Source organism: Roseibium sp. FZY0029 (assembly GCF_036350355.1).
In the GTDB taxonomy this organism is placed as follows: Bacteria; Pseudomonadota; Alphaproteobacteria; order Rhizobiales; family Stappiaceae; genus Roseibium.
Genome location: NZ_JAZDVZ010000022.1, coordinates 1 through 2500, shown reverse-complemented (window position 1 = coordinate 2500; position 2500 = coordinate 1). Strand labels below are relative to the sequence as shown.

The 2500-nt window shown below is 54.7% G+C and carries 2 rRNA genes (1 of these 2 cut by a window edge); both read left to right on the top strand.

Going from position 1 to position 2500, the window contains the following annotated elements:
- Positions 1 to 2064: ribosomal RNA gene (locus V1T76_RS28975) — 23S ribosomal RNA — on the top strand (it extends 659 nt beyond the left edge of the window).
- Positions 2065 to 2355: 291 nt separating this feature from the next.
- Positions 2356 to 2470, top strand: a 5S ribosomal RNA gene (gene rrf / locus V1T76_RS28970).
- Positions 2471 to 2500 lie beyond the last annotated feature (30 nt).

Below are 2500 nucleotides of genomic sequence, written 5' to 3'. Positions count from 1 at the left end.
TGGCCAGGTTGAAGGTGCGGTAACACGCACTGGAGGACCGAACCCACGCCTGTTGAAAAAGTCGGGGATGAGCTGTGGCTAGGGGTGAAAGGCCAATCAAACTCGGAAATAGCTGGTTCTCCGCGAAATCTATTTAGGTAGAGCGTCGGATGAATACTCTCGGGGGTAGAGCACTGGATGGGCTATGGGGGCTTACCGCCTTACTGATCCTAACCAAACTCCGAATACCGAGAAGTACTATCCGGCAGACACACAGTGGGTGCTAACGTCCATTGTGGAGAGGGAAACAACCCTGACCGCCAGTTAAGGTCCCTAAGTTATGGCTAAGTGGGAAAGGATGTAGAACTCCCAAAACAACCAGGATGTTGGCTTAGAAGCAGCCATCATTTAAAGAAAGCGTAACAGCTCACTGGTCTAAATAAGGGGTTCCGCGCCGAAAATGTACCGGGGCTCAAGCCATACACCGAAACTGCGGGTGCATCTTAGGATGCGCGGTAGCGGAGCGTTCTGTAAGTCTGCGAAGGGGGACCCGTGAGGGCTCCTGGAGATATCAGAAGTGCGAATGCTGACATGAGTAACGATAAAGCGGGTGAGAGACCCGCTCGCCGAAAGTCCAAGGGTTCCTGCGCAACGCTAATCGGCGCAGGGTTAGCCGGCCCCTAAGGCGAGGCCGAAAGGCGTAGTCGATGGGAATGCAGTTAATATTCTGCAGCTTGGTGGTAGTGACGGATGCCGTGTGTTGTATCTCCTTATTGGATTGGGGGTGCAGCGAAGGTGTTCCAGGAAATAGCTCCACCGTATAAACCGTACCCGAAACCGACACAGGTGGACTGGTAGAGAATACCAAGGCGCTTGAGAGAACTATGCTGAAGGAACTCGGCAAAATGCTCCCGTAAGTTCGCGAGAAGGGAGACCTCACGATGGGCAACCGTTGTGGGGTGGCACAGACCAGGGGGTGGCGACTGTTTATCAAAAACACAGGGCTCTGCGAAGCCGTAAGGCGACGTATAGGGTCTGACGCCTGCCCGGTGCTGGAAGGTTAAGAGGAGGTGTGCAAGCACCGAATTGAAGCCCCAGTAAACGGCGGCCGTAACTATAACGGTCCTAAGGTAGCGAAATTCCTTGTCGGGTAAGTTCCGACCTGCACGAATGGCGTAACGACTTCCCCGCTGTCTCCAGCATAGACTCAGTGAAATTGAATTCCCCGTGAAGATGCGGGGTTCCTGCGGTCAGACGGAAAGACCCCGTGCACCTTTACTACAGCTTCACACTGGTATTCGTCACGACATGTGTAGGATAGGTGGTAGACGTTGAAGCAGGAGCGCCAGCTCTTGTGGAGTCACCCTTGAAATACCACCCTTGTCGTCATGGATATCTAACCGCGGTACTACAATATCCGGGACCGTGTGTGGCGGGTAGTTTGACTGGGGCGGTCGCCTCCCAAATGGTAACGGAGGCGCGCGAAGGTGGGCTCAGAGCGGTCGGAAATCGCTCGTTGAGTGCAATGGCATAAGCCTGCCTGACTGCGAGACTGACAAGTCGAGCAGAGTCGAAAGACGGCCATAGTGATCCGGTGGTCCCTCGTGGAAGGGCCATCGCTCAACGGATAAAAGGTACGCCGGGGATAACAGGCTGATGATGCCCAAGAGTCCATATCGACGGCATTGTTTGGCACCTCGATGTCGACTCATCACATCCTGGGGCTGGAGCAGGTCCCAAGGGTTTGGCTGTTCGCCAATTAAAGTGGTACGTGAGTTGGGTTCAGAACGTCGCGAGACAGTTCGGTCCCTATCTGCCGTGGGTGTAGGAGAATTGAGAGGATCTGTCCCTAGTACGAGAGGACCGGGATGGACGTACCTCTGGTGGACCTGTTGTGGCGCCAGCCGCATTGCAGGGTAGCTATGTACGGAAGGGATAACCGCTGAAAGCATCTAAGCGGGAAACCCACCTCAAAACCAGTTCTCCCTGAAGAGCCGTGGAAGACCACCACGTCGATAGGAAGCGTGTGGAAGTGCGGCAACGCATGAAGCTTAGCTTTACTAATAGCTCGTTCGGCTTGATCCTCTCATTAGTCAATGTTCATCTCTCCAAAGCGCCTCTGGCGCTTTGAAGAGATCATCTTAAGTGCGCTATCGCCCTTTGGGCTGCTTGAGCGCGTTTGAAATCATGGTTTTGTTCTCACGGACGTTCCGGTCCTTCGGACCTGTCCTGCGAACCACGCGGCCTGACCGGCCGACGGCCACTTGGCCTTGCCTTCGCTGCGCTCGGAGCTCTTGTTCCTTGCAAGGCAGAAGGAAAACCAGATCAAAATCAAATAAATATATAGACCAGTTCACGCAAATTGCGCTTCGCCGGCCTGGTGGCCCTAGCGGGGAGCCCCCACCCGATCCCATCCCGAACTCGGCCGTGAAACTCCCCAGCGCCAATGGTACTGCATCTTAAGGTGTGGGAGAGTAGGTCGCCGCCAGGCCTGCAAATCGCAATTTGAAACCTCTTCAAC